General features: G+C 48.3%; 16 protein-coding genes. 3 read left to right on the forward strand and 13 right to left on the reverse strand.

What is annotated here, in order from left to right:
• The first annotated feature begins 203 nt into the window (after positions 1–203).
• Entirely contained in the window at positions 204–683 is a 480-nt protein-coding gene (locus ABGV42_RS14300; protein ID WP_347382233.1) for a hypothetical protein, read from the forward strand.
• A 74-nt stretch (positions 684–757) separates the two neighbouring features.
• Here the strand turns inward: ABGV42_RS14300 and purU are convergent, their stop codons facing one another.
• Positions 758–1,651, reverse strand: a complete 894-nt coding sequence (gene purU, locus ABGV42_RS14305) for a formyltetrahydrofolate deformylase (protein ID WP_347382234.1) — start codon at positions 1,649–1,651, stop codon at positions 758–760.
• A gap of 22 nt (positions 1,652–1,673) precedes the next feature.
• Positions 1,674–2,801 (reverse strand): deoxyribonuclease IV, encoded by a 1,128-nt coding sequence (locus ABGV42_RS14310; protein ID WP_347383241.1) that lies wholly within the window; start codon positions 2,799–2,801, stop codon positions 1,674–1,676.
• A gap of 167 nt (positions 2,802–2,968) precedes the next feature.
• Here ABGV42_RS14310 and ABGV42_RS14315 point away from each other — a divergent pair, with 167 nt between their 5' ends.
• Together ABGV42_RS14315 and ABGV42_RS14320 are read left to right on the forward strand one after the other, a co-directional pair.
• Entirely contained in the window at positions 2,969–3,439 is a 471-nt protein-coding gene (locus ABGV42_RS14315) for a DUF2621 domain-containing protein (RefSeq protein ID WP_095360610.1), read from the forward strand.
• A 144-nt stretch (positions 3,440–3,583) separates the two neighbouring features.
• Positions 3,584–4,495 carry a TIGR01777 family oxidoreductase gene (locus ABGV42_RS14320; RefSeq protein ID WP_347382235.1) on the forward strand — a complete coding sequence of 304 codons (912 nt, stop codon included), beginning with the start codon at positions 3,584–3,586 and terminating at the stop codon, positions 4,493–4,495.
• Here ABGV42_RS14320 and ABGV42_RS14325 read toward each other — a convergent pair.
• The 11 genes from ABGV42_RS14325 to ABGV42_RS14375 form a co-directional block, all read right to left on the reverse strand.
• Positions 4,484–6,277: a DUF6382 domain-containing protein gene (locus ABGV42_RS14325; protein WP_347382236.1), complete on the reverse strand. Its 1,794-nt coding sequence runs from the start codon at positions 6,275–6,277 to the stop codon at positions 4,484–4,486. The genes ABGV42_RS14320 and ABGV42_RS14325 overlap by 12 nt on opposite strands.
• Positions 6,278–6,333: 56 nt before the next feature.
• Positions 6,334–6,846: an A24 family peptidase gene (locus tag ABGV42_RS14330; RefSeq protein WP_347383242.1), complete on the reverse strand. Its 513-nt coding sequence runs from the start codon at positions 6,844–6,846 to the stop codon at positions 6,334–6,336.
• 19 nt (positions 6,847–6,865) lie between these two features.
• Positions 6,866–7,897: a TadE/TadG family type IV pilus assembly protein gene (locus tag ABGV42_RS14335; protein WP_347382237.1), complete on the reverse strand. Its 1,032-nt coding sequence runs from the start codon at positions 7,895–7,897 to the stop codon at positions 6,866–6,868.
• Between the two features lie 31 nt (positions 7,898–7,928).
• Positions 7,929–10,046, reverse strand: coding sequence for a hypothetical protein (locus ABGV42_RS14340; protein WP_347382238.1), 2,118 nt, complete (start codon positions 10,044–10,046; stop codon positions 7,929–7,931).
• Positions 10,047–10,137: 91 nt separating this feature from the next.
• On the reverse strand, positions 10,138–10,812 hold the full coding sequence (locus tag ABGV42_RS14345) for a TadE/TadG family type IV pilus assembly protein (protein ID WP_347382239.1): 675 nt from the start codon (positions 10,810–10,812) through the stop codon (positions 10,138–10,140).
• Positions 10,796–10,984: a Flp1 family type IVb pilin gene (locus tag ABGV42_RS14350; protein ID WP_347382240.1), complete on the reverse strand. Its 189-nt coding sequence runs from the start codon at positions 10,982–10,984 to the stop codon at positions 10,796–10,798. The genes ABGV42_RS14345 and ABGV42_RS14350 overlap by 17 nt, the downstream gene beginning before the upstream one ends.
• 11 nt (positions 10,985–10,995) lie before the next feature.
• Entirely contained in the window at positions 10,996–11,865 is an 870-nt protein-coding gene (locus ABGV42_RS14355) for a type II secretion system F family protein (RefSeq protein WP_347382241.1), read from the reverse strand.
• 12 nt (positions 11,866–11,877) lie between these two features.
• Entirely contained in the window at positions 11,878–12,597 is a 720-nt protein-coding gene (locus tag ABGV42_RS14360) for a type II secretion system F family protein (RefSeq protein ID WP_347383243.1), read from the reverse strand.
• 63 nt (positions 12,598–12,660) lie between these two features.
• Complete coding sequence (locus ABGV42_RS14365) at positions 12,661–13,968, reverse strand: CpaF family protein (RefSeq protein ID WP_431523619.1); 1,308 nt, start codon at positions 13,966–13,968, stop codon at positions 12,661–12,663.
• Positions 13,965–15,185, reverse strand: coding sequence for a ParA family protein (locus ABGV42_RS14370; RefSeq protein WP_347383245.1), 1,221 nt, complete (start codon positions 15,183–15,185; stop codon positions 13,965–13,967). The genes ABGV42_RS14365 and ABGV42_RS14370 overlap by 4 nt, the downstream gene beginning before the upstream one ends.
• Before the next feature lie 179 nt (positions 15,186–15,364).
• Complete coding sequence (locus ABGV42_RS14375; RefSeq protein ID WP_347382242.1) at positions 15,365–15,748, reverse strand: VOC family protein; 384 nt, start codon at positions 15,746–15,748, stop codon at positions 15,365–15,367.
• Between the last annotated feature and the right edge of the window lie 218 nt (positions 15,749–15,966).

Genomic DNA, 15,966 nt, shown 5'->3' on the forward strand with positions numbered 1-15,966 from the left:
GCAGAATAAAAGGTGTTCGGTAGAGCATCTGAGCCCATGTCCGGCTTGGCAAGCCTCGCTAATCCATCGGATGAAGTATAACCTTTAACCGGAAAACCATACACTTTTTACAGCCCGAAGTTTTTTTGAAATGGAATCGTACATGATTCTGATTCGAAATCACTGCGACTGCGTTACTTTCAGAAAGAAAGGAGGCTTGCCTCATGTCAGGACCTCAGGCTATGCGGAAAAAGTCGCTAAATCATCCATTACCCTGGATATCGGGGACTTTAACAGGCATCATCACTGGCGTATTCCTAGGTTTTTTTCTTAAAGGGGCTCAGGCTTACACAGGCGAAAAGGTATACACCCTGCTTCTGAATGTCGACTTTGTGCCTTGGCTTCCGTCAATGTTGCCTGAATGGCTTGAATTCACACTCCATCTCATTGTTTCTGTAATCATCGGCATCTTCTACTTCTGGTGGATTCAGCGTTCCGGTTTCCCCTTGGTTAAAGGCGTTTTGCTCGGTGTGTTCTCTTCCCTGCTGTATATTCCGCTCTCCCAGTTATCTTCACGAGTCCCCGGCTTAATGGATTTCCATGCCATATTGCTTTGGCTCATCGGACATCTGTTGTTCGGTATCCTTCTTGGCGTATGCGGACGGGTATGGAAAAGGCAAAAAGGCGATTCCCTGGCTTGCTAATAGGAAATCGCCTTTCTTATCATACACAATTCATATGGTTCCGAATCAACCTTGCACAGTATTAAAGCATAAAGCTAAAATACAACCGTTTTATTTTCGTGAACCAGAATCCGGTCTTCCACATGCCATTTTACCGCACGTGCAAGTACAACGCGCTCAATGGTACGTCCAATCCGTTTCAATTCAGTCACGTCATCTCCATGGCTTACGCGCTGAACGTCCTGCTCGATAATCGGCCCGCCGTCCAGTTCTTCGGTCACATAATGTGCTGTTGCTCCGATAATCTTAACACCACGGTTGTACGCCTGAGCATACGGTTTACCACCGACAAATGCCGGAAGGAAGGAATGATGGATATTAATAATCCGGTTGCGGTAATGCTCGATGAACATCGGAGAGATAATCTGCATATAACGTGCAAGAATAATCACATCAATATCGTTACCGATGACGTCCAGCTGGCGCTGCTCTGCTTCTTTCTTCGTGTCAGCCGTTACCGGAATATGATGATAAGGAATGCCGAATGATTCCACGTATTCCTTCATATCCAGGTGATTGCTTACCACGAGAGCGATGTCAGCATCAAGGTCTCCAGCTTGCCATTGCCACAGCAATTCAACAAGACAATGATCTTCCTTGGATACAAAAATGGCCAGTTTCTTCTTGCGGCTAACCGCAGAGAGAGACCACTCCATCTTGAAGCGTTCCGCCACTTCAGCAAAATCAGCTTCCAATTTGGCCAGACTCGCTGTCAGTTCCGGCAGGTCGAATTCAATACGCATGAAAAACATGCCGCCAGACGGGTCCATGGTGTATTGGTCCGACTGAACGATGTTTGCACCATGCTGGTGCAGGAAGTGCGATACGGCAGCTACGATTCCTGGTCCGTCTGGACAGGAAATAAGCATCCGCGCCCGATCGGCGCGGTTTTTGGAATCAGGACGTACTTGTTTTGCATGAATCTCCATCGGGCTATTCTTCCTCCTTCAATTAAGCCGTGACAAGCAGTTCTTTACCTGCAAGCCAGGCAATCAAGCGATGATTCAGTTGCTCTTCGTTCAAGTGCGGGAACAACGCGGCTTCCGCTACCAGATCATACAACCGCTCCAGCGGTTCACGCGGATCTGCCTTTTTGGCTTTCGCATCGTTCTTGAGCAGCGTCCAAACGTCAAGAATATAGGAACGGGAGTCAATTTCTTTTCCTTTGAAGAAGTGCTGCAGCTGCTCCACCTCTGTCAGGAATTCCGGACCAAATCGGCCACTCACATCTCCGCGAAGCAATGCAATTTCCACTTCATACATTGGGCGTTGTGTCTTGGCTTCCTTACCGATCCAAGGTGTCTCCAGAATAAATGGACGTCCTTGAAGCGCATCATGATGAACGATACGGTTAATCGCTTCAAAACCAATCCAGCCGGAACCAATAGGTGTATGACGGTCCTTACGCGCACCAACAGTATTCTTACTATCATTAATATGCATTACGGTAATGCGGTCAAGCCCTACTGTACGATCAAACTGCTCAAGCACACCGTCCAGATCATTCACGATATCGTAGCCTGCATCATGAATATGGCATGTATCCATACATACGGCGAGACGTTCGTTGTGCGTAACCTTCTCCATGATCTGTGCGATCTCTTCGAAGCTGCGGCCCATTTCGGTCCCTTTGCCAGCCATCGTTTCAAGGGCAATTTTAACATCGGTCTCTTTGACACCATCGAGCACTTCATTCAAACCTTCGGCGATCCGTCCAATGCCATAATGAGCATCCTTGTCCGTAAAAGCGCCGGGGTGCAGCACGATATTTTTGACACCAATGGCATGCGTACGGCGAATTTCTTCCTGAAGGAAGCTTACAGCCAGTTCATACGTGTTTTCTTTGTAGGAACCAAGGTTAATAATGTATGGCGCATGGACAACAATATCTTCCATTCCGCCTTCTTGCATGGCAAGCTTGCCTTCCTCGATATACATGGACTCAATAGGCTTGCGGCGCGTATTCTGCGGTGCACCCGTATATATCATAAACGAACTGGAACCGTACGAGGACGCTTCCTTCGTTGCACTCAATAATCCCTTGTCCGAAAAGGACACATGGGAGCCGATTTTCAGCATCATTGATCCCCCTTTTTCTGAATTATCCCTTATTCTAACGCGATTATCGAAATAAATCTAGAAATGCGCTATAATTCGGGTTACAGGCTATTTTTTACAGCTAATTTGGAACATGGTGGGCGGAATCCGTCTTTCCGTGAAAATCAATGAACCGAGGTGACTCCGTAATGATTTTCGGCTCCTACGCGATGACGTTAGTCAGCAGTTCCCCCAGCAACTGGTTTATGAACACGATCGCATTCTGGACTTTTCTTTTGCTAGGCAGCATGTGTATTGGTGGATTTTTTATGATGCGCAAGTTTTTGAAAGTGCTCCCAAAAGCGGACGGCAAATCCAAACTGGACTGGCAAAATTACTGGGTCGAAACAAGCCGCCACCTGTGGACGGATGAAGCCAAGGCTTTTCTGGATCAACTCGTAGAGCCCGTGCCCGGTCCGTTTCGCGATATCGCCAAACATTCCATTGCAGCAGAGATTGGCAAGATCGCTGTTGAGAACAAGGCAACCGAGGTGTCCCGAGATCACTGCATCAAAGGATACATTATAGCCACACCGAAGCGTGATAATAAGTTTCTGGTCAAATTTTTGGAGAAAAACCAAATTGACTACTCGCCTTATAAACATCTGATGAATAAATAAGAACGTTTCAATTGTGGACGGACTACCACACTCATCTCCAACACACGAGCTCCATCAGGTAAGTCATTCGCAGACAGGCATTGCTTACCGCCGGGGCTGTTTGTTGATCCGTCATTTATGAAGTTCACAAAGGAGGGCTGAAGCATGAACATTGCTATATGTGGAGGAACAGGATTTGTGGGAAGTGCACTTGTGGATTACTGGCTGCAAGCAGGACATCAGGTTCAGATAATCACGCGCAAACTGCCTGATCTTCATGATCCCGGAGAACGCCTTACATATATATCTTGGGAACAGCTTGAGGAAAGGCCTCATTTGCTTGAAGGATTGGATGCTCTGGTTAACCTTGCCGGGGAAACACTGAATCAGCGCTGGACGACCAAGGCCAAGCTGGAAATTGTGGAATCCAGGGTAACGACTGTATCCAAGGTAGCCCGGCTGCTGGATAAACTTGAACATAAACCGGAAGTTGTTGTACAGGCGTCCGCCATGGCTATTTACGGAACCTCCCCTACGGAGACATTTGATGAAAATTCCCCGCAAAAATCAATGAACTTTCCGTCTCGAGTTGCCGAACAATGGGAGATCGCTGCAGATGCTATCCTAGATGTGAGACTGGTCAAAATTCGTGTCAGCCTCGTACTTGGTCATAAAAGAGGAGCCTTTCCGTTAATGAAGCTGCCATATATGCTTGGTGTAGGCGGCAAAATCGGCAGTGGCAAACAGTGGACCACCTGGATACACATCTTGGATATTGTAAGGCTTATTGATTTTACGATACATAATAAGGAAATCTCGGGCCCGGTGAACGCATCCGCTCCGAATCCCGTGACCAATGACGAGTTTGGACGTATAGTTGGCAAAGTCTATCATCGCCCGCATTGGTTCCCGGTCCCCGGTTTCCTGATTAAAGCAGTGGTCGGAGAACTCTCTGTTGTATTGCTTCAGGGGCAGCGTGTCATTCCGCAGAAGGCGCTGGATCACGGGTTCAAATTCACCTTTCCAACCTTAACCGATGCCCTGGAAGACTTGAAACATCGCGGATTATCCGACTGAACGGTAGGTGTAGACGGACTCTGCCAGAGTGAACGTGTCCCCGTCTTCCAGTGGATACTCCTTATAAGGTGCAAGAGGCTTGCCCTGCAGAAGGGTTCCATTCACAGAACCCAGATCCTTAATGACATAGCCCGATTTGTTCCGGCTCAATTCCACATGAGCACGGGACACACCGGTTGTCGAATCCACCCACTGAACCATCTCTGCCGATCTGCCTATGACAAAAGAAGCTCCTTGTACATCCATCCGCTCATTTCGGTCACTTGCCTTTGATCGACGTTCCAGATAAAAGGATGGTGTTACAGGACCTGCGCCCGTTACCGCTTCCCCAGTCATACTTTGCAGATTTACTGTTGCCTCCGTTCCATGCTCATTCCGAGTCAGCTCAGACGTTGGTGCAGTGGTATGATCGAAATGTTGGATCATGGGTGTTGGTTCTGATTCGGGTTCGGTATGTAAACGTTGAAATCGCGAATTCAGGGTTGTACTCGCATAACCCTGTACAGATGGGTCATTGTCAATCTTCGGCTCTGAAGCGTTCCAGCGCCAGCTCTCCTGATATAACTCCTCTGCTTCCTCTTCGTTTTTAGTTCTTTTATTACCTAATTTCAGCAAAGAAGCTTGATCAATCTTTTTGAGCCCTGCCGCTTTGGATATGCCGAATTTCCCCTTGCTAATCCAAGCCCAGCCAGCAACCGCTAATAAGGCGACACTTAGAACGATGGATATTATCATAGGTGTCTGCCCGGGCTGCTCCATGTAAGCGAATCTCCATACCAGAGCTATACCAACCATGCAAATAAGAATAATGTACGTCACTTTCGATGTTCCAGCCTTTTGTTCCATTTCCATGTTCTCATCAAACGTAGTTTCGTTAGAATTGCTTACTGCTTGATCAGTCCTGTCTGCAAAAGGGGATGAAACTTCTCTAGAGGGACGTGTGCTCAGGAAGTTTGGACTGAACCTGTTACTTTTCGCCCCTTCCTGCTCTAACCTTGCATCCGGCTGTTGACGAAAATTGGAATACTTTTCAGCCTGCATTTTGTCTTGGTCAGGCTTCGAGTGGTCATTTTGTCTATGTAACCGTGGCAATTTCGAAAGCTCAGGTTCATATTCAACATAAACAGAACGTTCGTTCACTGTCCCACTCTCTCTTGATTCGCTGCCACGTGAGGACAAGAATGTAGAGCTACCGGGTCCCGCTTGTTCATCCGCGTAGAGTTCCAATAATAATTCCCGCAGTTGTCCGATATCCCACCGTTCGTGATCACATAGCTGCAGAACCCGCTGAATGCCTTCACCCTGCAATTCCTGCACATGAGCCATCAGCCGGATGACCAGTTCACGGAATTGCCCCGGAGTCGGATCTGCAGCCACCGAATCCTGAATCGGTACATAAACCATACCCAGCTCCCCTTGCTCCAGTGAACCTTTTACAAATATACTATCTTCCTGCAGCATTAGCTTACGGGATTCGAGCATATATTGTCGGCATTCCGTGAAGGTGTCTGCGAGTTGGAACAACAGACCGTACAGCACACGCAGTTTGATTTGGCCTGCCTTTAAAATCTGGGATAACATTTTGTACCCGGAAATATCATATTGAAGAGTAACATTCCGATCCATCTCACGAATGTGGAGAGGCAGCAAACGTGGAATATCATTGGAGAACATCATCCCCGTCTGTACACGGCTTAATTCGTCCATCCGTAATCCTTCGGCTTTTTCCAAAACCATAAATGCTCCGCCGTTCCGTATAAAATCTTTTGTTAATCCATACATGCCAATCCTCTCTTTCCGATTTAAATTCATATTTAACTTATTTGTCTTGTATCGTTTTATGAAATCATATAAACATAGGCACTAATAAAACCTGGCAATACAGCCAGCATGAACGGGAACTTCAACGTTTTCTCCTTGCTGACCAGTTTAAGCGAACCCAGCATGAAAAAGCCTGCAAGCCCACCGGCCATGTTACGAATCCGTTTGGCTGAATCCCTGCGGAACAACAGAATAATTAGGCCGATTGCCCCGGCATACAGAACAGAATACACGACTACGTGAATCCCAAAAGCGATGCCTGTCCACGCCCCAATCCCGCCAAACAGTTTTACATCGCCAGCTCCTACTGCTCCAATAGCGTACATCAAAAACAAAATGCCAAAACATCCTGCGAACCCGGCAGCAGAGAACAACAACCCTTCCCATCCATCCCAGATTCCATGGGCCAGCACACCCAAAGCGGTCACGGGCAAGGTCAGCAGATTCGGAATTTTCATGGATCGTACATCGGTTACAAAGGCAGCCACCACATATAAGCCACAGGCTATAATGAACCATTCCACCCCCATCACTCCTCTATCCATATCACTATTTTCTCGATGCTACATTAAACTCGGTTGTTGTCTTGCTGCCATCAGCTGTTTCCACTACAAATGTCCAGGTCCCTTCCGTCGTACGAGTACCTACAAACCAGTTCCACTCAATTACGCCGTTCTCATCGGCAGTCGCCCAGCCAATATGTTTAGCTGTGCTTTCTCCCGACTTGTAAAATATCGTTAGGTTTGCAGTGGCCCCAGGCTCCACCTGAACCTTGATTGTCGCATTATTGCCTATGTAGGCAGGCTCCGGCTTGGATAACACAGTTACTGAACCTGAAGCATTCCCATCACCCTCACCAGGGCTTGAACCTTCTCCCGTGTCTCCGATCCATACGCGTTCAGCGGCAGCAGCCTGGATTCGTAATGGTTTGCCCAGGAAAGGCACTTTAATCGGCAGTTCATAACTTAGCTCCAGCCTGAAATACGGATTGGTTTTGTTTTTGAGATCCGGCACAGATATCCCGTTCACATGTAATCGCTCGGTATCCAGCAATACCGGATCTATAAAAGGTTGAAGCAAAGGTTTTACAGCTGGATCCAGTACAGTCTCGATAACGGATGTCTTAATCTCCTGCAAAGGCTGCTCCCCACTGGCTGCAGCCGCACGCACCCAATTGCTTAGCGGTTCCGGCAGTGATGGGGCATACTCTTCAGCCCATTCCGTCAGAGACAGCTCTGGTATTTTCCAGCCGCTTCCCTTCTCTCCACCCCCAGCCGAATCAGAGGGAGTGAAGACAAGAGAGACTGGATAGATCTTGGCGGAGAGCTGCTTTACAGCTTCACCCGCTGTACTTTGCAGAGCTGTCGAGATCAGTGTCATTTGTACGATGTAGACAAGGAACATGACAAAGAACAGAAACACAGGCAGAACGAGCGAAGCTTCCAATACGATGCTGCCTTGTTCCTTTTTTGAAGAGCATGTCTGCTTCTGCAGAGATTTCAATTTTTCCAGTTTGCGCAACCATGATAATCGAAGCAGCCATCGCACACCTTCTTTTTGTTGTAGCTCCTGCTTCTCCATAATCCCTCCACGTTAAAAAGTACTGCATGATTCAATAGGAATAATCCGTCTTCCGTTCTATGAATAATCGGCCATCTTCGACCTGATCTGCATTCCCCATAACGGCACCTATACTTTCGATCACTCCAGGCAAAAACCATAATTTTACGCTGCTGCGTATGTTTCCTGATGCATACGTTTGTTTTTCATCGGGATTCTCGCCCGTATTCAGCCGGATCAAAGCCAGCATTCTGGACATTTTACGTTCATTGTTACTATGCATTAATAGGAATAGTCTTAGATGATCCCTGTATGTAAGCTTGACCTTGATATATCTGGACAATTCCACACTACCCTCTTTGGAGAGTTTCACCATATCCGCTATGGCGTGGGTAATTCCGTATAAAATTGCAGCAGATAACACCAGAAGGGGATTGCCGAGTTTACTGTTTTCAATTAATCCTTCTGCAGTTCGAATCGCCAAGCGCATACCAAATATCTCTGCATACGCAGCAGCTATGTTACCTGAAGGATTGTGAAACCCATAGATGATATACTCCAGCTCCTGATTCTCCAATTTGAAGACTTCACTCGAATCTCCGCCCCCTTCAGTCCAATCCAGTAACTGTCCAAAATCCATCGAATTGAAATAAGCGAGTGCGTATTCATTCTGGAATAATTCATCCCCAAGGCTATCCAGCAAACCAGACATTCCGCTAAATAAACTGTCCATTCCGTTCATGGCGTCACCGCCTGAATCGTAAGGATCACCTGCAATTTCTGCCTTTTTGGCCTCCCCCCGGCTTGCCTGGTTAAATGCAATGTTGGCATTGTAATACTGCTCCAACTGCTTGAATGCTTCCATTGATCCCGAATGTCCCTTTTCGATCTGTGATAATATGCGCTTTACGTCCTTTAATTTTCCCTTGGACTCCTTATCATTCGCCTTGCGCTGCGCATCAGATCCCCGACCTTCCTCCAGCAGCTGTTTGCTTTGAAGAATGACATTGGAAGCGCCACTTCGTACATAAGTGTCCATGTATCGTTCTGTGACCTGACTTGCCTGTCTTACTGCCTGCTTAACAGGCACACCACTCTGACCCGTCACATTGCGAAGCTGTGTATTCAGCTCAAGACTGTCTTTTCTAACATGATTAAAATCTGAAGTTTGGGAACGGATATGTTCATTTAACTTATCGAACAAGGAATCTGCTCTTACCAGCTCAGAGGCAAGTGAACGTGTACTTTTGGCTTCGCTGCCCGATCCGGTAGAAGGTGGACTCTGCCCAGGGAGGGATGAATTCCCTACTTTTTCATAACTCACATTCTGCGATCGGTTCTCCCCTTCAGCAATAACCCGCTTCATTTCCTCGTTGAGTTTGCGCGCCTCTTCAACTAGATTCTGAGCTTCCTCCAGTTTCGTCTGATGAGCCTGTTGTGCCGGTTGAAGAACCATACTAATGCCGGTCACCACATTACCAACGCCTGTCCGGTAACGAGCCAGCTCCAGGATATACTGCTGCTGATTGAATGGCAGTCCTTCGTCTGCTTGTTTTTTGCTCAAGTAATCCGTATAACGTGCTGCGATCTCGGCAGCAGTCTCCGGTGTTTCTTCCATCATTTCATCGTAAATGGCAGGTGAAGGAGGGTTCATAATCAGAGCTGGGAGATCTTTCAGTTTATTGCCCGAATCCATCTGATTGGCTATCGCCTCATCCAGCAATTCCTCGCGTTTGTCATACAGCTTCTGTAATTTTTTGAGCAAGTCTACGGTATGCGCGGCTTCTTTCATTTCCTCCGACATCGGCTTGAAACGATTGACCACCTCTAACGTGAAGTCAACCGGAGCCCGATATTTCATATCCTCCTGAATCTGGCGGTTGAAGATATCATACCTGCCCAATTCCCGCTCCATGCTCAGGGATGTTGTATCCCACTGAATATCCAGAATGGGGAATCCGTTCTTCACATCGGATGGCTTCACGCTATCATTCAGCACCTTAGCCATAATGGCTTCACCACTGCTGTCTCCATAGCCAAACAGGCCATACTCCCTGAGTGAAGTATCATAAGCAGACATCACCGATCTCATAGCTGCATGGGCCATGCGTTCTGACTGAACTTTGAAGGCGGCTATCCGGGCATAATCAATGAATACCGCTACGAACATGTAGATGCCCGCCAGGATTAAGATCAAGAACAGGGTTACAGCACCTGATTCACCGTCTTTTTTTCTGAACAGCGCCGCTCTCCTCCTCTCTCTACTTTTTGGTTTTGCCAAAATGCTGCAGGACCTGTCCTGCTTCAGCTGCTGTTCCGGTTGCCCCGCTGCCGTTCCCTTTAAATTTGGCAGCATAATAACGGACCAGATCCACCGTTCGGATAAATTCCGCCGGCTCGACAACGGCTGATGAACCTTGCGTCAGAACCCGGTTACCCGAATCAAACAAAAAAGAAGGTAGCGGCAAGGAAATAACCTGCTCCAGCTCAGTTGTCACTTTTCGCTGTACCAAAGAATTTTGATATTCGATCGTTCCGCGCATGCCACTCGGCATGCCTTGAACGGCTTGGGACAACTTCTGCTCAGTCAGGCTCCCGCCTTCACTTGCGGGCAATGGAACACTGATCTGATGATCCGCGCCAGCCCAGCCAAACAGAGCGCCGAGCAATCGGTCATCCGTTAATCTCCAGTAGAGATTGTCATGTTCGCCTGCCGCTACCTCACCTGTCATGGCCTGCTTGTGACTGTTATCCCAACTGTAGGCGGCTCGTTCCGATGCTGCATATGCATGCTGGTTTAAAAAGGTTTTTTGATACATATACATGGAGAAAAACAGAATTAACACGAGAACAAACAGCACCACCGGGAAGACCAAGGAAGCCTCGATCGTGAAGCTTCCATCTTCCCTTTTGAATCGTTTACTCAAAGAATTCATCGCTCTTCTTGCTAACTTGACCAAGCAAGCGAGTCACCAAGGTTTTAATTTGATCTTTGAAAATCAACGCAATAATAATGATAACGCCAATAATCAGAATCAGCTCCAGCGTTCCAAGCCCGTCCTCTTCGTTCCAAAATGTACTTGCTTTGCTTTTCATTAATTCCCGCATTCCTATTCCCCCTACATATTCATCATCATAAAAGCAGGTGCTCCGATCATGACCACAATCGTAAAAAAGATCAGTACCATCGGAAACACGAGCTTTGAAGAAGCCTGTTCTCCCTTTGCCCGACTGACAGCCTTGCGTTTCTCCCACAACACATGTGAGAGATCCCGCAGCGCGAGTACAAAGTCACCTCCCCCACGCCGGAAATTCAGCAGTACTGTCGTTGTAAAAATCGTAACTTCCTGCACACCACAGCGGCGGCTGAACTGTTCAAACGATTGTTGAAAAGAATACCCATTATTCCAATCGCCGACCGTCTTTCGCAGCTCGTTGTAGAGCGGATGGTCACGCTCCCCCTGACTCGCAACACAGTGAACGATAGCCCTTTGCACGGTTTCTCCTGCCCCTACAAGCAGCACAATCCGGTTTAACAACTCGGGCAGCTCCATAAGAATGTCCTGGTCTCTTCGCTGTACCTTGGTATGAAGATCTTTATAGAGTGCAAAAGGCAGTGCAACAGCCAGGGAAAGCCCGCCTAACAGACCTCCATTTCCCATATCACCAACGAGTGATAACAGACAGCCCACAAGCAGCATCAGCCAGGCATACGTCAGCATTTCTGCACTATAGAGCATCGTTTTCTCTCCGCTGTGCTGTAGGCCGTACATTTTCTGGATGGCATGCTGCATGCGGTACATCAGAACGGGCAATCTGCGGCCTACCTCGTATCTGTCCAGTAAAAACAGAAAGGGACCATGCAGTTTTTTCAGACGCAATCCTTCCATATGAAGTTTGCGCAGATGCCGGTAGGTCTGTCCTCGTGTTCGGTCCAGCACCAGCCACCCTGCTCCGAGCAAACCTCCGAATATAACGGGAAGCAGCATCGAATCAGCTCCTTATACTTTGATATCCATAATGCGTGTAATCCACAGATAACAGCAGGCGAGCAATACCAAAGCCCCGCTGGAGATCAGATACCCCATACCGCTATACAGTGGTTCCATGAAATCCTTGGCCGTCAAATTCAAAAAAATAAGAAAAATAAAAGGCGCGGCAAACATCGCCTTGGACTCGAACCTTTTCTGTGCCACGGCGACCATGATATCCTGCTGGATGTCCAGCTTCTCGCCAATCACTGCAGAGGTTCGGCGAACCACCTCGACCAGATCTCCACCAGTCCGCTTGCACGTGATGAATACATCTGCAAAATTCGTTATATCCTCAATGTTAGCCCGGTCTGAAAAGTCCTGCAGCGCCTCCTCAATCGGTTGCCCATACTCCATTCTTGTCCGCAAAATGGTAAACTCCCGGATGAGGTCGGTATCCGCTTCGGGATTGAGCATCCGCAGATCCTCAACCGATTCCTTAAACCCATTTTCCACGGATTTCCCTGCAGCCAGTGCGGAGGATAACGCATATAACGCTTGTTTAAAATGTAGACTAAGCGTCATTCTTCTTCGTTCCAGCAGTACCTTTGTCCAATGTTTTGGCACCCATATGCATCCCGCAGCCAATATCACCCCTGCCAGCCAGTGATGATAGAACAACATACCGACACCGAAGAATAGAAGTCCACTAATCAACATGCAGACGGTCCGTTGTCTCCCGGATAGCATGTATACGGTGTAATCCGTTAGCGCCTGTCTGGACTCACCCAACCTAATCACCTTCCAACTGCTTTAATTCACGTTGTTATCTGATTCTTCTATTTCTCTGTAGTACCGTGCTATGTATTCACTCAGCCAATCCCCAAGCCCGGCCATTTGGATTTTCTCAACCTGCTTCAACTTACCGACTTGTACCAAGCCTCCAATAATCTTGCCTTCCCTTTCTTCCCACTCCTGGAAACGAAAGAGCGGGTTCAGCAGCACTTCCCCGTCCTTCATGCCAATGACTTCACTGATTTCCGTTACTCGCCTCGAACGGTCTCTAAGCCGGGATAGATGAACAAAGACATCAATTGCCGAGCTGATCTGCTGCCGCACAACCGAAATGGGAAGCTCGGCCCCGCTAAGTACCATCGTCTCCAATCTGCTGATCATGTCCGGGATGTTATTGGCATGCCCAGTGGATAGACTTCCGTCATGCCCGGTGTTCATGGCCTGGAGCATATCGAGTGCCTCCGCACCCCGCACCTCACCTATCACAATGCGGTTTGGCCTCATCCGAAGGGAGGACTTGATCAGATCCCGGATGGAGATTTCACCCTTGCCCTCGGTATTGGCGTTACGTGTCTCCAGCGACACCAGATTCGGCACCGTGACAATCTGCAGCTCAGCGGAATCTTCTATCGTAATAATCCGTTCATCCGCAGGGATAAACTGTGATAATGCATTCAGAAAAGTCGTTTTCCCTGAACCCGTTCCGCCCCCGATGAAGATATTGTATTTGCTGCGCACCAACTGCTGCAGCAGCTCTGCCGCTTCCTCATGCAGGGCACCTTTCCCAATCAGGTCCGACATGGTCATCGGTTCACTCGGGAACTTCCGAATGGTCATGGTAGGACCCTTCAGCGCAATCGGCGGCAAAACAATATTGACCCGTGAACCATCCTTTAGCCTCGCATCCACAATGGGGGACGACTCGTTCACGATCCGGTTCACCCCGGATACGATCATCTGGATAATATCCTCCAGCCGTTCTCTGGATTCGAATTCGAGCTGGATTTGGTGGACTTCCCCTTCCTGCTCGACGAAGATCTCCCGATGACTGTTAATCATAATCTCCGAAATATCGGGATGATCGACTAGCGGTTGAAGAATGTCCAACCCACGAAACGAATCAAACAGCCTTTGTACCAGCGCATGTCGTTCTCCAGAGGTCAGATCATCCAGTGCAGGATCAGATAACACCTTGCGCTCAATCCCCTGCCATAGTTCCTTGTCCCCCGCTGAATACGTTAAGTCAAGGCCTGCCCTGACTTCGCGGCGCATGTTCTGATATTGTTCTTCACGGTCCAAAACGCTATGGGATGCATCACTCATCATGCCCACCCATCTCCCTTATGGATGCGACCCGTCAGCTTCAGATTATCCTCTCCGTCCTGTACAAGCATGGCACACAACCTTTTCACCTCACGCTGGAATATGGGAGAGCTTAGCATTACTTCCTCCTGGTGAAGCTGCTTCCAGGAAGGAATATAAGGCAGCACCGCATCCAACTGCAGCTCAGGCCGTGGAACAGCATTGACTACGCTGTCCCGGTATTTGTTCACGACAAAGCGGGCACGATCCAGCACACTTTCAACCAAGTCAGGCTTAGTCCGCTCCGCATGCTGCAGCCACTGTCCCCAGCGATGCATGGCGGACAGGTCATCTTCAACCAGCCATACCAAGGCATCTGCCGCTTCCAAAATACCTTGGCTGCGTCCATCCCAACCAGAATCTCCATCCAGAATTAACACGTCATACTGTCCGGAAGCAGACAAATAATGAAGGAGCCCCGTCGTATCTTCACACGACATCTGCAGCAATTCCTTCCGGTTCGATAATGGCCAGAACACATCTGCCTTCAGTCCCTCATGACGAAGCACATAATCATCGATGCCCTTGGAAGGAGCCTGGGTAGTCGTCTGACAGTGCTTGCCCGATTCCTTCCTCCCGACCTTGAGATCATACAGCAGTCGGGACAGCCCCGTTTCCACATCTGCCACACGCTGCACACTTCGGGATAATCCCTTCTCCAGGAATGGCAGCACGCTATCCAGCGTCTCCAGATTAAGATAGAGCACGGCGTAGCCTGCCAGTCCGAGCTGCTTCGCCATATGCAGTGCCACTGCGGTCTTGCCGCTTCCTCCCGAAGCTGACACCACCCCAATGGAAATGGTTTGCTGTCCGGGACGATGCACCTTTTTGCGACGCGGCTGCCGGCTTGCATTCAGAACCGAATCCAACAATGCAGGCAGAGGTTGATATTTCATTAACCGCTTGTCTTCCTCCACATCCTCATCACCTTCACTGAGAAGCAGCCAAGGCACACCCGTCCCTTCGCCCATACTCTCCAGCCAGGGATTCAGAAACTCAGGTTCAGCAATAACCAGATCCGGCAGTTCCTTTCCTTCATGTTCATGCATATACTCCTGGAACGATTCCCACTGTGAAAAGGCGATAAAGCGCATCGATGCACCAAACGAACTCCCCTGCACAAAGTCAAGCCATGCACTGATATACTCCTTGTCTTTTGAAGCAAGAACGGCCTTCAGCACAATCAAATTCTTCTTCCCTCCCTGTAAAAAAGCACAAAAAAGCACCGACCACGATCCGCATAAAATATGCAGATAATGGACGGTGCTTCCGTCACGTGCTATGAATGTATGGATAATATAGCATACAATTTCTGGACGAGCAAGCGATTTATACAATTAACAATAATACGATGCCATCCTCATGAATGATAAGGTGCATCAAATTCAATAATGTTGCGGTCTGGATCGAGGACAAAGATCTGTGCAAATCCGGCCACACTATCCGGTCTCGCTTCATACTCAATCCCCTGCTTTTCCAGCCAGGCTATCGTTTCTTTATGACTTTTCACCCAGATGGCAAAGTGACCATCCGTCGTATCAATTCCCGCCTCACGAAGCGTATGTCCTTGCGGATGCTGGAGCAGATGCAGCTGCTGACTGCCAATCGCGTACCATGTGCCTGTAGAGCGGAAAGGCGGACGTTCAATTTCCTGCATAGCCAGCAGTCCGGTATAAAATTGCTTGGCAACATCCAGATCACGCACAGCCAGGCTAACATGATGTATATGAGCATATTCAATCATCGCGTAATTCTCCTTCCAAGTCATATGATATTAATAAAAAAAGTTAATCGCTTACACGACTATACTATACCTTCGTGCTTCCTGACCAGTTGTGGCAAAGAGAAAAACACCTTCGATCCAAGCGGGTAACCTCTCTGGGTTCACTCATACTTGGATCTAAGATGTTTTCAAATTTGACACCACGTTATGCATTGAAAAAGGGGATGCTTTTAGCAAGC

The sequence above is a fragment of the Paenibacillus pabuli genome, assembly GCF_039831995.1.
In the GTDB taxonomy this organism is placed as follows: domain Bacteria; phylum Bacillota; class Bacilli; order Paenibacillales; family Paenibacillaceae; genus Paenibacillus; species Paenibacillus pabuli_C.